A 16,840-nucleotide genomic window follows, 5' to 3' on the forward strand; every position below is an offset into this window, starting at 1 on the left:
TGTCTTTACTATTGACTTGACAATAAGTTTGGCATATTTTTAGCTGAGTGACAAGATGAAAGGATACGATAACTTATGATTTATTTGGATCATGCCGCCACAACAGCGATGCACCCGGATGCGCTACAACAGTATCGACAAGCAGCAGAACGGGCGTATGGCAACAGTTCCTCGCTTCATGACGCGGGAGATGCCGCCCTCCAACTGCTCGACCAAGCACGTACTCAATTGATGACATGGTTACAGTTGACGGAAGGAACCATTATTTTTACAGGGAGTGGTTCGGAAGCCAATTACATTGCGTTAAGTCATTTATTGCGGCAAAGTAAAAAGACAACTGTCTTGACACTTATGTCAGAACACGATTCCGTGACCTTGCCCTTAAAACGATTGGCGACTAAAACGGTTACCATCAGCTTACAAGCGACAGGTGAGTTTGATTGGGTTCAATTCAAGGAAGCATGCACGGAAGAGGTCGGTGTCGTCTCGATCCAGCATGTCAATTCAGAGACCGGATTCATCTTTCCGATCGCAGACATCGCTGCTTTTTGCCGTCAACGTGGTCTTTTGTTTCATTGCGATGGTATTCAAGGATTTTTGAAACAACCGGTCCACTTGACAGATGTCGATGCCTATACGATCAGCAGTCATAAAGTGTACGGACCAAAAGGACTGGGTGCTGTCTATCTGCGTCGCCCCTTGTTCAGTCCCTACTATGAAGCCCATCATGAATACGGGATTCGTCCAGGAACGGTTGATGTCCCGGGGATTGCAGCTTTCCTGATGGCCTGCAGCCGCTACCGAGAGGAAAATCAGCAGATCCAGACATCGAGCAAAAGATTTCGTGGTATGCTAAAAAAAAGACTTCCTTCTTCTCAGTATCAAATCATTGAATCGCCTCAACAACTCGACTCGATCTGTGCCATCCACACGAAACAACGGGATGGTCAATTCGTCCTTCTCGCCCTGAACCGCGCTGGGATTGCCGTCTCGGCGGGAAGTGCTTGTCGCGCAGGCGAAAACGGACCAAACGCGACCTTACGAGCGATCGGTTTTGATGATACGGCTGCGCATGGCTTAATCCGCCTGAGTTTTGGTCGAATGACGACCGATGAAGAAGTGAAGCGATGTATCGATGTCCTTTGTTCTCTAGAGGACTCAGATTAATGGAAAGGTAGGAGTCGTCATGGAAAGAAGACAATCCGGGGAAGAACGCCGGCAAGAATTATTACAAATGATTCAGGAGAGCGAACGACCGGTCACTGGAACTAAACTTGCCAAGCAGGCAGGTGTCAGCCGCCAAGTCATCGTCCAGGATCTATCCTTATTAAAGGCAAAAGGATATCCTGTCGTCGCGACCGCACGCGGCTATTTGTTGAATGATCCAGAGCTCGACGCCTCACGCCACATCAGAAAAGTCGTGTGCCGTCATGGTATTGATCAGCTGAAGGCAGAATGTGATGCGATCGTGGATGAAGGTGTCATCATCCGTGATGTCATCGTCGAACATCCGGTTTATGGATTTTTGACAGGAGAATTGATGCTGAAGAGCCGACGTGATGTTCGGGCTTTGATCGAACAATTAGAAGAGACACAAGCAACACCTTTGTCTAGTTTGACCGATGGTGTCCATCTCCATACGCTTGAAGCCGATAGTGAAGCAGCACTCGAAGCGGCCATTGAAGCACTTTATCGTCTAGGTATTCTCGTCTCAGAACTGGATGCCTAAGCTGGACGCAACCACTCTCATCAGATAAGTGCCACATCAAAAAGGTCCATTCCGTCGAAAAAACGGAATGGACCTTTTGGGAGTGCATCATATGTGTTCATCTATCGATTCAGTGCCTGGTGCATCATTTGGAAAAGTCGCCAAAATCGTCCGGACACGCCGGTTTTCGACGTGAAGGACAGTGAAGCTGACTTGTCCATAAACCATCTGGGTTCCAGCTTCCGGAATGTGACCGACGTTCTCCATGATCCACCCACCAAGTGATTGGGCTTCCGTGTCTGGCATCTCCAGTCCGAACTGATGACAAAAATCTTCAATGTCATATTCGGCTAGACATTCATAACGGTTCGGACTCACTTGTTTGGTATATTCCAGTGACTCGTCGTGTTCATCCCAAATCTCACCGACTAGTTCTTCTAAAATGTCCTCGAGCGTGATCAACCCTGCCGTCCCACCAAATTCATCAAGCACGACCGCCATATGGGATTGTTTGACCTTTAGCTCTGGTAACAGATCGATGATATGCGTTTGCGGGACGACAAACGAGACCGGTCGAATCAATTCTCGAATCTCAACGCGTCCATGTTTGACGAATTCTCGCAAAAAGTCACGTTCCGATAAGACACCGATGATATGATCAATCGAATCTTTATAGACCGGTAACCGCGAGAATCCACCTTTTTGGACTTCACGTAAAATGTCATCAAAACTGTCATCGATGTCAATCGCTTGAATATCCGTTCGCGGTGTCAATGCTTCTTCGACCGTGACATTCTTAAAGTCGACGGCTCGATGAACGATTTCCGCACTCGCTTCATCCATGATGCCTTCTTCCTGACTGATATCGACGAGGGCACGAAGTTCCTGTTCCGTGACAAGAGGTCCTTTCGGATTTGCCCCGATCAGTACCAACGCTGCTTGCCGTAACTTGAGGAATAAAAAGATGATCGGTTTAAAGAAGACTAAACATAGATGCAACGGACTACTAATCCAAAATACATACGTTTCCGCATGTTCCCGCGCATAGGATTTAGGGATCAACTCACCAAACAACAAAATGAACAGAAACGTCAAGAAGACGATACTGATTTGTACCAACAAATCAGCTGATAACGATAACGCTAACCAGCCACCGATCATCGCTACACCAAGGTTAGACAGTGTATTCCCGATCAAGATGGCCGTCAACGTCTCTTCGTAACGTTGCAACAGCCGGAGCGCTTGTGTCGCACGATGGCTACCCTCTTCCGACTGATGCAGGATTCGTAACCGATTCGCACTAGATAACGCTGTTTCAGAAGACGAAAAGAATGCTGAAATGACTAGTAAGACGAAGAACCAGATGAACTGAATCGCGGGAAGTGGGTCCACGATGCTCTCACACTCCATTTCTCAAATGAACTTGTTCAGATGCGTTAACCTTAGAATGATGACTCGATGAATTCGAATTCGAAGTCACGGATTCGAACGACGTCTCCATCAATCGCACCCATCTTACGTAATTCTTCATCGACACCCATTTGACGTAATGTCCGCGCGAAACGTTTGATCGATTCTTCACGCATGAAGTTCGTCATCGTAAACAATTTCTCGATCCGCGGTCCTTTGATGACGAAGCAATCATCTTCATCTTTTGAAACCGTAAATCCAGCTTCAGGTGCTTCATAACCATAGACAACACGTGGTGTCGCTGTTTTTTCTTCAAGTTCTTCCAGACCAAATTCAGGTGTCGCATCAACGAGGTCAGCAATCCGGAATAAGAGATCCCGTAATCCTTGACGTGTCGCAGCAGAAATCGCAAAAACTTCTAAATCCGGGAAGGCTTCTTTAAAGGCTTCAAGATTTTCTTCGGCATCCGGCATATCCATCTTGTTTGCGACGACGACTTGCGGACGCTCCGTCAGACGAAGGTTGTAATCCGAAAGCTCTTTGTTGATGATGTTGTAATCATCAACCGGATCACGTCCTTCCATTCCACTCATATCGATGACGTGGACGATGACTTTTGTCCGTTCGACGTGACGTAAGAACTGGTGACCAAGACCAACACCTTCGCTTGCGCCTTCAATCAGACCGGGTAGATCGGCCATGATGAAACTGCGGCTATCTTCTGTTTCGACCACACCGATATTCGGTGTAATCGTCGTGAAGTGATACGCACCGATTTTCGGACGGGCTGCTGAGACGATCGATAACATCGTCGATTTCCCGACACTTGGGAACCCGACCAGTCCGACATCTGCGAGCATTTTCAATTCGAGCTTCAAATACTTTTCTTGACCTGGTTCACCGTTTTCCGCATGTTCCGGAGCCGGGTTCGCTGGAGTCGCAAAACGTGAGTTCCCACGTCCACCGCGTCCACCTTTGGCAACGATGGCTTGTTGTCCGTGATGGACGAGGTCGGCAATGACTGCATCCGTATCATCATCGTAGACGACCGTGCCCGGTGGTACTTTAACGACGAGATGGTCAGCCTTACGACCGTGCATCCCTTTTGACATCCCGTTTTCACCTTGAACCGCTTTGAAATGTCGTTTGTAACGGAAATCCATCAACGTCCGGAGTCCTTCATCTACTTCGAGAACGACGTGAGCACCATGCCCACCATCTCCTCCAGCTGGACCACCATCTGGAACGTACTTTTCGCGACGGAACGCAACTTGCCCGCGTCCTCCATCTCCTGCTTTTACATAAATATTTACCTGATCGACAAACATGTCAGATCCCTCCTATTACTGTTCTTCCTCTACAGGAAGACTTTCGATTTCAATCACACACTCATGTTCCGTCTGTGACTCGATCTCCATCGGCGTCACTAGATCTTTAAGGCGCGACATATCTAGTAGATCCCGATAGATCTCGATGGTCACGCCCTCATGAAAGGTCACGGATACTTCTCCATTTCCCACTTCTATCATGTCAATCGCAGCTTCTACAATCGTCGCAAGACGTGTATCATCCAACTGCTTTGGTCTTTCGATTACATCATATTCGACAGTTAGGCCTGTCCAATCTGCTCGTTGCAGTGTGAGCGCCGTTTTCGGTAATCCAATCAAGGAAAGTCGCCCTTCTCGTGACGCTTGTTCCCGGTAGACTGAACAAATCGATTCAACCATTCGTGACGAAGTGACTTCAAAAGATCCAGTACCTGCTCATCCTTCATCAGTCGTTCCCTCCTAAAAAAAACAGACCCTAACCCCTGAAAGTGGCTAGAGTCTGCTTCATCGATCACTTATGCTGGGTAAACGCTGACTTGTTTTTTGTCGCGTCCGAGACGTTCGAAACGAACGACACCAGTTGCAGTTGCGAAAAGTGTATCATCGCCACCACGTCCGACGTTCATACCTGGGTGAATCTTCGTACCGCGTTGGCGGTAGAGGATTGAACCAGCAGAAACAGTTTGACCGTCTGCACGTTTCGCCCCAAGGCGTTTCGATTGCGAGTCACGACCGTTCTTTGTCGAACCTACCCCTTTTTTCGATGCGAAGAACTGAAGATTAAGTTTCAACATGTGGAATCCACCTCCTATATTTGTTCAAGTTGGATAAACTCACCGTAACTTTCAGCGATGGTTCCGAGTTGGACCAATGTCGCTTCGAGTAACAATTGGGTGCGTTCACTGACATCCGGTGCTAAGTCAGCATACGGTTCTACATAAAAGTAGCCACCTTCTTGTTGTTCTGCCATTTCAAGGAGCAGGACCTGCCCGAGCAGTGATTCGATGGCATTGTATGCCCCGAAAATCACACTTGATGTGCCGGCACAGACTAAATCCAAACCAGGCTCAGCGAACTCGGCATGTCCTGTCACTTCGATGGAACGGATTAACTCCGCTTCATCTCGTCGAATCTTGACACGTATCATGGCTTACGCTTCGATTTTCTCGATGCGGACCTTCGTGTAAGGTTGACGGTGACCTTGCTTACGACGGTAGTTCTTTTTAGCTTTCATTTTGAAGACAGTGATCTTTTTCGCGCGAGCGTGTTTGATGACCGTTGCTACGACCTTCGCACCTTCTACGAGTGGAGCGCCGACTTTAACATCGTCACCACCAAGGATCAAGACTTCGCCGAATTCTACTGTGCTGTCGACGTCTGCGTTTAATTTCTCAACGTAGATCTCTTGGCCAGCTTCGACTTTAACTTGTTTACCACCAGTTTTAATAATTGCGTACATTACGTGCACCTCCTCTTAGGAACTCAGACTCGCCATCACGGGCAGCGGATGCTTTAAGACCCGGTCTGTGCGGTTGTAGTCATTTGGGTGCTTCCAAACGAACTAACGTTATTCAGAATACCAAACGATGAGGCAGATTGTCAATAACGTTCTACCCGAATTATTGTTGTCTTTTAACAAAGTCGTCACAGTCGACTTTTGTTCCCGTAAATAAAATTCCCGTTTCACCTTCTACAAGAATCAGTTCGAGTGGACTTTCTTCAAGTAACAATGGACTGAGCGAAGCAAGGGGTGCCCGGACGACAGCGGCTTCGGCATACGTGGCGATTTCTTTTAAACGAGGTTCGAGTTGCCGATGAATCGCGATCCGAGACGGTTGTCCCTGATCGAGTGACCGTTCGAGTAATGACTTCCCGTGACGTTGCCGTGTCAGTTCACACAAGCCCATCTTCGTAAAACCATAAATTTCAACCTGTTTCGATTCGTGTGCGGCCCGTTCCTTCAAGAGTTGCGTCACCCGTGTCTGCCCTTTGCTCGAGCCACGTAAAAAATCAACGGCAATCATTCCGCTAATATTACGTAAACGGAGTTGGCGCATGATTTCGACGGCTGCTGCTTCATTGATTTGATCAAAGGTCCGTTTTTGTTCCTTGACGGAAATCATTTTGCCGCTGTTGACATCGATGACGGTCATCGTCTCGACTTCCTCAATCAACAAGTATGCCCCACCGTCTAACCAGACGACCTTATCGAGCGCTTTTTCGATCGTCCGGTCCACTTGCTCCATTGCGGGTAGGCGCCCTTTCACGACGGGTCGTTCAACCCGTAAGCCCATCTGTTCGAGTCGTTCTTTATCAAGTCGATGTGTCACCAGGGCTTCTTCGACATGACTCAGGCGTTTCGCTTCTTGAATGACCAACGATTCATCTTGTTCTAACGTCGTCTGTCGCAACATGTGCTGATGGCGTGCACGTAACTGGTTGAGTTCCGCAATCAGTACCGTGGCTTCGGCCTGTGCCGCCTCCGTCCGGTACAATAGCCCTTCTGCTGCTTCCAGTGTAATCCTCTTCGCGAGTTGTTGCTGGACAACAAGATCAAGCTTCCGGCTGAAGCGGACACGGCGACCATACGGGAAATAGACAAGGAAACGTCCGCCATACGTAATATTTTGTGTGACTTTATGCTGTTTCGGTGTTGCCCCTTCCTTGACGACCTGTACGAGCAACGTCTGCCCGACTTGGACGGCTTGTCCTATGGTCGGAACGTCCGGATAACGGCGTAGCGTCTCCAGTGTTTCGTTGATCGGCAAATACAGTGGCGTGCCATCCGTCGCAATCAAAAATGCCGCCTCAAGCGTCGGATGCAATCGGTCGACCTTTGCATGGAGCAACGTCCCGACACGAATCTCATCCCGCATCCGTTCGTGGTATTCGATGACCCGACCGCCTTCTACTAATGCCACCCGTTCCAAGGACGGGGTCTGTTCACTAATCCATTTCATCTTCATTCCTCCATGAAAAATAGACTAGAAGCATAAAACCCTTCTAGTCTATTTTTCCCCATCTTATTTCATGCCAAGCATTTTTTTCAGCTTCACGAAAAATCCTTTTTGTGGTTGTTCCATGATATCGAGCAGAGGGACCGACTCCCCCAGAATCCGTCGCGTGATGTTCCGGTAACCGAGACCGGCCCGGTTATCCGGATTCATCGTCACAGGGACACCTCGGTGCGACGCCGCGATGACTTCCTCATCATCGACAATCAATCCGAGCAGATCAATCGACAAGATACGCATGATTTCATCGATATCGAGCATATCACCCGATGCCATCATATGCGAACGGACACGGTTGACGACAAGTTTCGGCACGATCTTACGTTCCGAACGTTCGAGCATCCCGATGATCCGGTCTGCGTCTTGGACCGCCGCTTTTTCTGGCGTCGTGACGATGACCGCTTCGTCTGCACCGGCAATCGCGTTCATGAACCCTTGTTCAATCCCGGCCGGGCAGTCAATCAAAACAAATTCGTAGTCCAGTTTTAACGTATCAATGATGGCTTTTACCTGTTCCGGTGTGACGGATGATTTATCCTTAGACTGGGCAGCAGGTAACAGGTACATTTCTTCAAAACGTTTATCACGAACGAGGGCTTGATGCAGTTTACATTGCCCGGTCACGACATCAACAATGTTGTAGATACTTCGGTTGTCGAGTCCAAGTACGATATCCAGATTCCGAAGACCGATATCCGTATCGACGAGACAAACCGAATGGCCCATCAGCGCAAGTGCTGTACCGATGTTTGCGGTTGTCGTCGTTTTCCCGACTCCACCTTTACCAGATGTGACGACGATGGCACGCCCCACATGCGTTTTCGCATCTCTATGTACCTGTTCTTTCACTTGTTCCATATCTGTCACCCTCTTTCACTATCAATCGCAAACTGATCCATCCGCGCAAGCGGGACGGTTTGAAGACGGGAAAATTCAACCCCTGTGTCTCCTACAAAAGCACAACCCATTTCTAATGCCTTTAACGGCGCATCATCCGGATCTTCGTAGACGAAGTCGGAAATCGAAATCCATTTGGGTTGCAAGATACTTGCGGCAATCACAGCTTGCTGATTCCCACCCTTCCCTGCATGAACGGTTCCCCGCAATGCGCCGAGACAATAAATACTGCCCGTCGCATGCACGACGGCCCCGGGATTGATGTCGCCGATGACGACAATCGACCCTTCGACGTCTACGACATGCCCACTGCGGGCCGTGCCGCCAAAGTAATGAAACGTTCGTTCGCCGTAGAGCGCTTTCGCTTCATCCTTCGTCAGACACTCACTGTCGTAGCCGTTAAACGAAAATGAATCATGACGCGCGACGATGGACTCGACAGCCGTCACAACGCCTTCGTCGACATAACGTCGACCGAAGAAGAAGGTAATCGGCACGGCGCGTCCGTTCTCGACGGATTTGTCGGCAAGCGTCAATTCTAAATCGTCAAGAAATTCATCCACACTGCACCTTTCATTTACATAGACGGCGAGGCCACCACGATGACCTTTCATCGTTACATAACGCTTACGCTCAATCATGACTCATCCTCTTTTCTCATCAAATGTGGATTGCACCAGTCGCGTCATCGGATAATACAAGACGATGATCCCAACCAACTGGGCAATGAGACTCCTTGGAATGATTTGCGTCGCCAGCTCCTTAAAGGGAACGTCGACACCTACGACCGAAGCCGTGAAGAAATAAATATCCAGTTCAAACAAAATGGCGCTGAACGTAAAGGTGACGATGATCGTTAATACGTTCTCCTTTACATATTTTAGCACGAAGCTACTAAAAAGCGGAATGGCAGATAACGCAAATAAATAAATTCCGATGATATCCGAGTAGACGAAATCATACAACAGTCCAAACAACAGACCGAACCCAAGCGCCTGTTCGATTTTTCCGTAACGTCCTAAAAACATCAAGGCGATCAACGTGACGTGGATGACATACGGCGAACCATCCCCAAGCGGACCCGCAAAGAGTGTCCCTTCCAAGATAAAAAGAAGGAACACGGCGAAAAACAACTTGATGTTATTCACTAGTGTCCCCTCCCTTGTCGGTCTCAGCGAAAGGTTCCTTCGCTTCTCGTTGGATCACGAAAACGTGACCAAACTGTTCGAAGTCTGCTGCCGGCTTGACGTATGCGATTTTCGAAGCACCGTATTGATCCGATTTCACTTGCTCGATCTTCCCGACGACGATACCGCTTGGATACTTGCCACCAAGACCGGATGTCGTGACGGTTTGCCCTTTTTTCAGTTTGGCATCGTTTGGTATCTTCGTGAACTTCAAGAGATTCGTTTCTTCATCAAATCCTTCGATCGTCCCGAAAACCCCTTTCCCCTTCGTATCGTCCGCAACGGCCGAAACATTGTTCGTCCGGCTTGTATCGGATAACAATTGAACGAGTGACGTATAGGCACTCGTCTGGATGACACGACCAATCAGACCATCTGCTGTCACGACTGCCATATTGGTTTTGACACCTTGTTCTTTTCCGATATTGACCGTCACGAAGCGTTGCCATTCAGACGACGTCCGACCAATCATTTCTGCTGGTAGTAAAGTGTAATCACGAATCGATCCTTTTAACTTCAACATGTCTTTTAATTCATTGTTCTCACGTTCCAAGTCGCGGACTTTGACGGAGTTTCCCGCATAATCACCCAGTCGTGATTTTAAATACTCATTTTCCTTATACACATCTCGCACTTCTTTAACCGAAGTGACCGTATCATCAATCCAGCCAATCGGTGTCGCAAAAAGACGTTGTCCCACCCCAACCGTATCGCGGACAAAACTTTGATACCAGTGGGTTTGGTTACGCCCTTGCAGCGAAATCCCGATTAAGATCACCAAAAGGAGAAAACTAAGGAGTGTGATGAGCAGTTTTCGATTATTTAAAAATCGCTTCATCGCTCATCCCGTCCTTATCTTTTTTGTGAGATGCCTGATTTCGAACGCAATACATTCATCATCTCCAGTGATTTTCCTGTACCAATCGCCACACAATCGAGTGCATTTTCTGCAACGAGTGTCAAAATGCGTGTTTCATCTTCAATGACCGCATCCAAGTTTTTGAGGAGCGCGCCGCCACCTGTCAAGACGATCCCACGATCCATGACATCTGCTGAAAGTTCTGGTGGTGTCTGTTCGAGTGTATGTTTGACACCGGCTAAAATGGCATCGACCGTATCCGATAAGGCGTCGCAAATTTCTGCACTCGTGACTTCGATCTGTTTCGGAAGTCCTGTCACGAGGTCACGTCCACGAATGTCCATCGTTTCGTTTTCTGACTCTTCATCAATCCGCGCATAACCAATCGTCATCTTCAACGTTTCAGCTGTCCGCTCACCAATCATCAAGTTGTACTTCGATTTGATGTAACGAATGATGGACTCGTCCATCTCGTCTCCACCAACACGAATCGATTGGCTTGTCACGATCCCACCGAGTGAGATGACAGCGACTTCCGTTGTTCCGCCACCGATATCGACGACCATCGAGCCCGTTGGTTCAGAGACCGGAAGACCGGCTCCGATTGCGGCTGCAAACGGTTCTTCAATCGTATACGCTTCACGTGCTCCAGCCAGTTTCGCTGCGTCTTCGACCGCACGTTTTTCGACTGATGTGATGCCGCTTGGTACACAAATCATGACGTTTGTTTTTGACGAAAATAATCCTTTTTTCTTCGTTGCTTGATCCATGAAGTATTTGATCATCGTAGCCGTTGTTTCATAATCGGCGATAACCCCATCTTTCATCGGGCGTCGTGCCGTCACGTTCCCCGGTGTCCGTCCAATCATGTTTTTTGCTGCATTACCTACCGCTTCAATCTTTCCTGTATCCGTACGGAATGCGACAACGGAAGGTTCGCGCACGACGATACCTTGCCCCTTCACATACACAAGCGTGTTTGCCGTACCTAAGTCAATGCCGATTTCACGGCTAAATGATCCAAACATTATTCAAAAAACCCCTCTCTGAGAATACACTTCACTAATTATAACGGAAAAGCCTTCCTTGGAAAGCGTTAAAACGTTACAGCTTGTTTACAGTTCATGAATTGATGAAAAAGAAAAAACGCCTAAGGTCGGGAAGTCTCCTTCCCCCTCAGACGTTATTCTTACATAAATCCCCGCTGTTTCATACTAATAAATTGTCCATGACCAATGACGAGGTGATCGATGCAGCTGATTCCGATCAGTCTTCCGGCCTCGACCATCCGCTCTGACACCTCGATATCTTCCCGACTCGGTGTCGGATCACCCGACGGATGATTATGGACGGCAATGAAGCTTGCTGCCGAGCAACGAATCGCTTCCCGGAATATATCACGCGGATGAACAATCGACGTATTCAACCCTCCGATGAACAGCGTTTTTTTCGAGATGACTTCGTTTTTCGTGTTCAGATACAGGCAGATGAAGTGTTCTTGCTGGTATAGCCGCATCTCTTCCATCAACAGTTCAGCGGCATCCTCCGGTGAACGGACGACCGGTCGCACCCACTTCGGTTCCGTGACGAGTCGACGACCGAGTTCCAGTCCCGCCATGATTTGTAAGGCTTTTGCTTTTCCGACGCCCGGCGCCTTCTCAAGTCCACCGACGCCCGCTGCTTCGAGTTCAATCAACGAAGGGTAAATCTCAAGTAACTCTTCTGCGATTTCGAGTGGTCCCCGATTCCGTGTCCCGCTCCGAACGAGGCATGCCAGCAACTCCACTGTCGTCGCCTGTGCCAAACCTTTTAACTGAATCATATCCTTTGGCCATTCAATCACTGCATCCGACCTTTCTGTACGAGGAATTACGCGAACATCGGTTTGATTCCAAACGTTTCAAGGCGACGGCTGATCGGATTGATCGGCAATCCAACGACATTATAATAATCACCGTCAATCGCTTCGACAAATAGACCGCCTGTACCTTGAATGCCGTATCCTCCGGCCTTATCGTACGGTTCGTCAGTCGCGACATACGATAACATCCAGCTTTCCGGGAGTGGACAGAAGCGGACCGTCGTCGTCACGGTAAACGTCTCTTCCCGCTCGTCCGTCAAGAGGGTCACACCGGTCACGACTTCATGCGTCCGCCCGGATAACAGCCGCAGCATCTCGAGCGCCGCTGCCCGGTCAACCGGTTTTTCAAGAATCCGATGATCGAGCGCAACGACCGTATCGGCGGCTAAGACGATTTCTCCAGGTCGTGCGACGGCCCTCGCCTTTTTTTGTGACAGATACATCACGTAGTCCTCAGACGACATCGGATAAGGGGCTTCTTCGAGTACGTTGGCAGGTCGTACGGTATGCGGGATGCCGATTTGTCGTAACAGTTCCGTTCGTCTAGGCGACGCCGAAGCCAGAATCAATTGGTGTTGCGTTATCATCAGTATCACGCTCTTTTCATTCTTTTTCGACCAGTCTTACTGGCATTATCTTTTAGTATAACGAAAAACAAGTGCTTCTCCGAGTCGGAAAAACACTTGTCTACTGTTTAGTTACCTGTGACATCGACAAACGGATCCGATTTGGGCGTCGTTTCCTGTAAGGGTGTCTGCTTATCCGGAATCAATTGTTTTAGGTCCGGACGGTAATAACTTTCAATTTCGACCGTAAAGGACATCATCTCGTCTTCCAGGACAATCGTTTGGCTGCCTGGACCGGGCTCATCCGGTCCCGTCAGTTGAATCTGTCGTAAAATCGTGATCCGGTCCGTCCGTTCGATCTGCTTGAGGAAGGCCATCAGTTCCAGATACGAGGGAGCTTCGACCGTCAAGGATGCTGGTAACGCCGTCGCACTTGTCTTCGCGACCGGCTCTGCCGTCTGCGCGGCTTCCGCCTCGGACTCCGTCGCCATCGCACCATCGACGACTGGTGTCGATTGAACTGGAGACGCTGGTGTCTCGGCTCCCGCCGTTCCAAACGTGATTGCCTGAACCTTGACACCGGCAATCTGACTCGCTGCATTGATCGCATCGATGACATCATCGTTTGCCGGTAAGACAGGCACTTGTTTTTGCAAGAAACTTGATTCCGCAACATCGACTTTCTGCTCGTTCGCTTTAGCGGCTTCAAGTGCCATCTGTTCCCGTTCGAGTGTGGCTTCCGTTTGGTTCAGTTCTTGATACGTCGTATAGGTCGTATATCCAAAATAAGCAAGTCCACCGACGATCAATAGAACCGTCAAGGCCAGAAGAATGAAACTACTATATCGTTTCAATTTTCTTCCACCTCCTCTACTTCAGTCGAAACGACTTCACCCGGTTCCGGCTCCGTTGCCGGATCGACTTCTTCCGTCGGATTCGCTTCCGGATCCGTCGTCGAATCGGTTGTCCCATCTTCTTTTGGAGCGTCCGGATCGGCTTGATTCGTTTCCCCTTTGATGACTTCTGCCGGGACGATCGTCAGACCAAATTGTCCGATATACCGCGGCTCTTCCGTCTCGGTTTCATCCGATGGGGTGATGGTCGTCGTCGGCACTTCTTCCCCTGTCGTCGGATCAACCGTCGTCGACGTCACGACTTCTGCTTCTTCGTTCATCGTTTTTGTCGTGACGCTCGTCAATGTAATCCCGGTAAAAGCGGTATCGGTCAACAATTGGCGATAAAACCCATTTAATTCATCCAGTGTTTCAAACTGGGCATTCATCGTCACAAGGTGATCGGCGCCATACGCAAACTGTAAGATATAACCGCGTTCCGGTAAGTAACGCGTAATCCGTTCGAGTGCCGGAACGGCAGGACGAGGCGTCGCCTCAAGCCCCTCGACCGTTTCTTTCAGCTGCGCGACTTCTTGTTTAGCCGATTGTGCGGACTCCGATTGCAACGTGCGAACGATTTGAATCTGGTTGTTCGCTGTTTCAATTCGGTCCGCGAACTGATCGGTCTGCCAGTAGAGATATCCCCCAATCATCCCACCAAAGACTAGCAGAATCAGGGAAGCGACTAACGGGAACTTTGGAGCGACATCACTGTCCGGCAACAAATTGATCCGGTCTTTATGGATCGTCGCCAACCCAACGAGTGGTAAGTAGGATTTCGGAATCGGTTGACTGACGACATCCAGCACCTCCGGGACTTGTTCGAGACGAACATCAAAGTTCGCTTCAAATCGTCGAACCAGTTCCTCTTGAAACGGGAAGTCTCCCGTCAACATGACCCGGCTGATTTCCCGACCGTCGCGAGCTAATGAAAAACGGTAAAAATCAAGGACCCGTGAAAATTCCAGTAACATCTCTTCTAAAATGAATTCGACGTTTGCATCATCCGATTTATACCGGTAGTGCAATCGGTCATCAATGACATCGACGTCCCAGGCATTTGCGACAAAGGTATCGACGGAACGAATTAGTCGTGGGACTTTGTCCTCGATGATGATCAACTGGTGGTTTGTCGCGTTAACGTTCCAAATTAATAGATTGCTGTCGGCTTCGACTTCATACAAGGAATCGAGACCAAAAAACGTTGCGAGCGGCTGCGGTTCTGCTGCCACTAAACGAAGACGTTTTTGTTTAAACAACTCCATATATTGCTTTAATGCTTCGTTTGGTGCCGCGTATAACATGATTTCCCGTTTTCCGTTTTCTTCAAGAAGCGTGTAATCAAAGTACGGTTCTTCAAACGGCAGGACGATACTGTGTCCAAGTTCCATGAACAAGTACCCGCGGATCTGATTTGTCTCGACCGTCTCCGGAATTTCGAGTTTCCGGGCGAGGACAAGCGAACCGTCCATTGCTAAGACGGCTTGCGAGCCACGTGGGACTTTTAGTTTCGCAAGCAGACTTTCAAAAATCAGATCGAACGAAGCTTCCGGTTGAAGCCAGCCTCCTTGGAGTGTACCGGGTGGAAGCGAGACGACAGCACGGCGTTTGATGACACCTTTTTTGACGACCGCTCCGAAAATCCCGACATCTGTAAAATTAAAGTAGATATATGTACCTCTGCGCCTAGCTTGCGCCATATGTAGATTCTTCCTTTCCTAGAGGAACAGATCGAGATAAAGCTTTATCCAATCGTCCGCAAAGTAATATGTCAGTAACGTGCCGATTGCAATCGACGGGACAAACGGGATCGGTTGTTTCCGTTCGACTCGTTTTAAGCCAAGCAACGTCAGTCCGATGATCGAACCGACAAAAGCGGAGACGAACAACGCGATGACGACGTAGAGTGGACCTAAAAAAATCCCGAGGATCCCAAACAGCTTGACGTCGCCTGCCCCCATTCCTTGACGTGAGGCAAGAAAGATCACGAACAATAGAAAGAATCCGACGAATCCGCCAATAATTGGATTATACCAGTTCTCAAGGGGAGAAAGGTAGCGAACAATCAGACTAATCGGTAAAAAGAATAATAAGATTTTATTCGGAATCAGCATGTAGGCAAGATCGGACATGACGAGGATGCTGAGCAGACTCGTCAACAGAATCGACAGGACAAATTGCATCGACCAGCCGAATTGATAAAAGGCATAGGCATACAGGATGCCGCCAAGCAATTCAAGCGCCGGATACTTGATCGAAATCGGTAACTGGCACGTCCGGCATTTCCCGCCCAGCACGACATAACCGACGACAGGTGTCAGTTCAAGCGGTCCGAGGACATGACCACAGTTCGGACAATGGGACCGCGGACGGACGATTGATTCCCCGACCGGTACCCGTAAGCCGACGACGTTCGTAAATGAGGTCACAAGCATTCCAATCAGAAAAAAGTAAACGGTGAAAACGATAGTCATCGTGCGTTCCCTCCTTAAAAAAGTTCAGAAAAAAACCCCCGAGATGGGGGTGGATATTACTTTTCTTTGATTGCAGAACGCTTTAGTGCTCCTGGATCTACACCTTCAAAATAGTCATAATCCGTTGAATCACTTGTTAAAGTAACTTTATATTCATAAGTTCCATTTTCTTCTGTCACAACAACAAATGAATCTTTGTAGGCTGCATCAGAATTCAATGAATCTTTCATTTCATCGATGTATTTTTCCAAAGTATCGACTCGTGGAGCTGCTGCAGTTCCTTTAGTCGTTGCTGTTGATGGAGTAATATTTTTCTTATCTTCTTTGATTCCGAGCTTCACTACTTCTCCAGGTTGAACAGGATTAGACGATGTATACAATTTTGCCGCTGCAACCAATTGTTTCGCATCGGATACAACCGCATCCTTACGTGAGTTCTCGATCAATCCGCCGATTGCGACGACAGCGATTGCTGCGATGATTCCTAAGATAACGACAACAACGAGTAACTCGATCAAAGTCAAGCCGCGCTCGTCACGCATTTGTTTAGCATCTAACCAGATCTCTTTTAGGCGTTCTAACATGTTTATTATTCCTCCCTAGTACTTTTTTACTGTTTCTGGCGTATAGGTCATACTGTCCA

The 16,840-nt window shown here is 48.6% G+C and carries 20 protein-coding genes and 1 other annotated feature; of the genes, 2 read left to right on the forward strand and 18 right to left on the reverse strand.

Going from position 1 to position 16,840, the window contains the following annotated elements; genetic code table 11:
- The first annotated feature begins 75 nt into the window (after positions 1-75).
- Both KNQ13_RS00510 and KNQ13_RS00515 read left to right on the forward strand, forming a co-directional pair.
- On the forward strand, positions 76-1,167 hold the full coding sequence (locus KNQ13_RS00510; protein ID WP_026829943.1) for a cysteine desulfurase family protein: 1,092 nt from the start codon (positions 76-78) through the stop codon (positions 1,165-1,167).
- 19 nt (positions 1,168-1,186) lie between these two features.
- Complete coding sequence (locus tag KNQ13_RS00515) at positions 1,187-1,729, forward strand: transcription repressor NadR (protein ID WP_209547893.1); 543 nt, start codon at positions 1,187-1,189, stop codon at positions 1,727-1,729.
- An 87-nt stretch (positions 1,730-1,816) separates the two neighbouring features.
- On the opposite strand, the gene KNQ13_RS00520 is transcribed toward KNQ13_RS00515, so the two are convergent.
- The 18 genes from KNQ13_RS00520 to KNQ13_RS00605 form a co-directional block, all read right to left on the reverse strand.
- Positions 1,817-3,100, reverse strand: coding sequence for a hemolysin family protein (locus KNQ13_RS00520; protein ID WP_014970899.1), 1,284 nt, complete (start codon positions 3,098-3,100; stop codon positions 1,817-1,819).
- A 50-nt stretch (positions 3,101-3,150) separates the two neighbouring features.
- On the reverse strand, positions 3,151-4,446 hold the full coding sequence (gene obgE, locus KNQ13_RS00525; protein WP_014970900.1) for a GTPase ObgE: 1,296 nt from the start codon (positions 4,444-4,446) through the stop codon (positions 3,151-3,153).
- Positions 4,447-4,461: 15 nt separating this feature from the next.
- Positions 4,462-4,845, reverse strand: coding sequence for a hypothetical protein (locus KNQ13_RS00530; protein ID WP_251027278.1), 384 nt, complete (start codon positions 4,843-4,845; stop codon positions 4,462-4,464).
- 116 nt (positions 4,846-4,961) lie between these two features.
- Positions 4,962-5,240, reverse strand: coding sequence for a 50S ribosomal protein L27 (gene rpmA / locus KNQ13_RS00535; RefSeq protein WP_012370976.1), 279 nt, complete (start codon positions 5,238-5,240; stop codon positions 4,962-4,964).
- Between the two features lie 14 nt (positions 5,241-5,254).
- Positions 5,255-5,593 (reverse strand): ribosomal-processing cysteine protease Prp, encoded by a 339-nt coding sequence (locus tag KNQ13_RS00540; RefSeq protein ID WP_026829945.1) that lies wholly within the window; start codon positions 5,591-5,593, stop codon positions 5,255-5,257.
- A gap of 3 nt (positions 5,594-5,596) precedes the next feature.
- Positions 5,597-5,905, reverse strand: a complete 309-nt coding sequence (rplU, locus tag KNQ13_RS00545; RefSeq protein ID WP_012370978.1) for a 50S ribosomal protein L21 — start codon at positions 5,903-5,905, stop codon at positions 5,597-5,599.
- Between the two features lie 15 nt (positions 5,906-5,920).
- Positions 5,921-5,990, reverse strand: a sequence feature (ribosomal protein L21 leader region).
- Positions 5,991-6,065: 75 nt separating this feature from the next.
- Complete coding sequence (locus tag KNQ13_RS00550; protein WP_026829946.1) at positions 6,066-7,406, reverse strand: ribonuclease E/G; 1,341 nt, start codon at positions 7,404-7,406, stop codon at positions 6,066-6,068.
- 63 nt (positions 7,407-7,469) lie between these two features.
- Entirely contained in the window at positions 7,470-8,273 is an 804-nt protein-coding gene (minD, locus tag KNQ13_RS00555) for a septum site-determining protein MinD (protein WP_026829947.1), read from the reverse strand.
- A gap of 50 nt (positions 8,274-8,323) precedes the next feature.
- The gene (locus KNQ13_RS00560; RefSeq protein ID WP_014970905.1) at positions 8,324-8,998 is read right to left on the reverse strand and encodes a septum site-determining protein MinC; all 675 of its coding nucleotides are present in this window, start codon (positions 8,996-8,998) and stop codon (positions 8,324-8,326) included.
- A gap of 3 nt (positions 8,999-9,001) precedes the next feature.
- Complete coding sequence (gene mreD / locus KNQ13_RS00565; RefSeq protein WP_014970906.1) at positions 9,002-9,505, reverse strand: rod shape-determining protein MreD; 504 nt, start codon at positions 9,503-9,505, stop codon at positions 9,002-9,004.
- Positions 9,498-10,382: a rod shape-determining protein MreC gene (gene mreC / locus KNQ13_RS00570; protein ID WP_014970907.1), complete on the reverse strand. Its 885-nt coding sequence runs from the start codon at positions 10,380-10,382 to the stop codon at positions 9,498-9,500. The genes mreD and mreC overlap by 8 nt, the downstream gene beginning before the upstream one ends.
- A gap of 14 nt (positions 10,383-10,396) precedes the next feature.
- A complete protein-coding gene (locus KNQ13_RS00575; protein ID WP_014970908.1) occupies positions 10,397-11,431 on the reverse strand; it encodes a rod shape-determining protein in 1,035 nt (344 codons plus the stop codon).
- Positions 11,432-11,592: 161 nt separating this feature from the next.
- On the reverse strand, positions 11,593-12,225 hold the full coding sequence (radC, locus tag KNQ13_RS00580) for a RadC family protein (RefSeq protein ID WP_193363389.1): 633 nt from the start codon (positions 12,223-12,225) through the stop codon (positions 11,593-11,595).
- Between the two features lie 47 nt (positions 12,226-12,272).
- Positions 12,273-12,851 (reverse strand): Maf family protein, encoded by a 579-nt coding sequence (locus KNQ13_RS00585; RefSeq protein ID WP_014970910.1) that lies wholly within the window; start codon positions 12,849-12,851, stop codon positions 12,273-12,275.
- Between the two features lie 107 nt (positions 12,852-12,958).
- Positions 12,959-13,684, reverse strand: coding sequence for a hypothetical protein (locus KNQ13_RS00590; protein ID WP_026829949.1), 726 nt, complete (start codon positions 13,682-13,684; stop codon positions 12,959-12,961).
- A complete protein-coding gene (locus KNQ13_RS00595; protein ID WP_209547892.1) occupies positions 13,681-15,423 on the reverse strand; it encodes a fimbrial assembly protein in 1,743 nt (580 codons plus the stop codon). The genes KNQ13_RS00590 and KNQ13_RS00595 overlap by 4 nt, the downstream gene beginning before the upstream one ends.
- Before the next feature lie 18 nt (positions 15,424-15,441).
- Entirely contained in the window at positions 15,442-16,197 is a 756-nt protein-coding gene (locus KNQ13_RS00600) for a prepilin peptidase (RefSeq protein WP_026829951.1), read from the reverse strand.
- Between the two features lie 56 nt (positions 16,198-16,253).
- A complete protein-coding gene (locus KNQ13_RS00605; RefSeq protein ID WP_026829952.1) occupies positions 16,254-16,781 on the reverse strand; it encodes a type II secretion system protein in 528 nt (175 codons plus the stop codon).
- Positions 16,782-16,840 lie beyond the last annotated feature (59 nt).

Source organism: Exiguobacterium sp. s128, assembly GCF_018618815.1.
In the GTDB taxonomy this organism is placed as follows: domain Bacteria; phylum Bacillota; class Bacilli; order Exiguobacteriales; family Exiguobacteriaceae; genus Exiguobacterium_A; species Exiguobacterium_A antarcticum.

Excerpts from the sequence above, each read along its gene's own strand:
- KNQ13_RS00510 (WP_026829943.1), top strand. The coding sequence starts at position 76 with ATGATTTATTTGGATCATGCCGCCACAACAGCGATGCACCCGGATGCG.
- KNQ13_RS00515 (WP_209547893.1), top strand. The coding sequence starts at position 1,187 with ATGGAAAGAAGACAATCCGGGGAAGAACGCCGGCAAGAATTATTACAA.
- obgE (WP_014970900.1), bottom strand. The coding sequence starts at position 4,446 with ATGTTTGTCGATCAGGTAAATATTTATGTAAAAGCAGGAGATGGAGGA.
- KNQ13_RS00530 (WP_251027278.1), bottom strand. The coding sequence starts at position 4,845 with ATGGTTGAATCGATTTGTTCAGTCTACCGGGAACAAGCGTCACGAGAA.
- rpmA (WP_012370976.1), bottom strand. The coding sequence starts at position 5,240 with ATGTTGAAACTTAATCTTCAGTTCTTCGCATCGAAAAAAGGGGTAGGT.
- KNQ13_RS00540 (WP_026829945.1), bottom strand. The coding sequence starts at position 5,593 with ATGATACGTGTCAAGATTCGACGAGATGAAGCGGAGTTAATCCGTTCC.
- rplU (WP_012370978.1), bottom strand. The coding sequence starts at position 5,905 with ATGTACGCAATTATTAAAACTGGTGGTAAACAAGTTAAAGTCGAAGCT.
- KNQ13_RS00550 (WP_026829946.1), bottom strand. The coding sequence starts at position 7,406 with ATGAAATGGATTAGTGAACAGACCCCGTCCTTGGAACGGGTGGCATTA.
- KNQ13_RS00560 (WP_014970905.1), bottom strand. The coding sequence starts at position 8,998 with ATGATTGAGCGTAAGCGTTATGTAACGATGAAAGGTCATCGTGGTGGC.
- mreC (WP_014970907.1), bottom strand. The coding sequence starts at position 10,382 with ATGAAGCGATTTTTAAATAATCGAAAACTGCTCATCACACTCCTTAGT.
- KNQ13_RS00575 (WP_014970908.1), bottom strand. The coding sequence starts at position 11,431 with ATGTTTGGATCATTTAGCCGTGAAATCGGCATTGACTTAGGTACGGCA.
- radC (WP_193363389.1), bottom strand. The coding sequence starts at position 12,225 with ATGATTCAGTTAAAAGGTTTGGCACAGGCGACGACAGTGGAGTTGCTG.
- KNQ13_RS00585 (WP_014970910.1), bottom strand. The coding sequence starts at position 12,851 with ATGATAACGCAACACCAATTGATTCTGGCTTCGGCGTCGCCTAGACGA.
- KNQ13_RS00595 (WP_209547892.1), bottom strand. The coding sequence starts at position 15,423 with ATGGCGCAAGCTAGGCGCAGAGGTACATATATCTACTTTAATTTTACA.
- KNQ13_RS00600 (WP_026829951.1), bottom strand. The coding sequence starts at position 16,197 with ATGACTATCGTTTTCACCGTTTACTTTTTTCTGATTGGAATGCTTGTG.
- KNQ13_RS00605 (WP_026829952.1), bottom strand. The coding sequence starts at position 16,781 with ATGTTAGAACGCCTAAAAGAGATCTGGTTAGATGCTAAACAAATGCGT.